This is a genomic window from Streptomyces sp. P9(2023) (assembly GCF_032436795.1).
Taxonomy (GTDB): Bacteria; Actinomycetota; Actinomycetes; order Streptomycetales; family Streptomycetaceae; genus Streptomyces.
Window position 1 is genome coordinate 1 of sequence record NZ_JAUPWM010000786.1, and the last position, 243, is coordinate 243.

Annotated in this window: 1 protein-coding gene; it reads left to right on the forward strand. The window is 49.4% G+C overall.

What is annotated here, in order from left to right:
* Positions 1–51 precede the first annotated feature (51 nt).
* Positions 52–243 (forward strand): hypothetical protein (locus Q5762_RS39450; protein ID WP_315897139.1); only part of this gene is annotated, 192 nt, incomplete at its 3' end.

Here is a 243-nt window from a genome sequence, read left to right on the forward strand (position 1 = left end):
GAACCAAAGAACTACACGTATCTGGAAACTGGCGATCAGTGATTTCACTATGTGGAATACACGAGTGAAGGCGTCTACCAAGCCAGAGACACCAACCAGCAAATTCTGAACTTGAAGAAGAAGCCGACCGCGAGTGAGGGTCAGCTCTACTACAAGAGGTTGGCGATTGAATATTGGGGTCGCGCGCTAGCAAGCGTAATCGACCTTAGAAAGACCATTGGTTCGCACACCTTCGTGCCAATG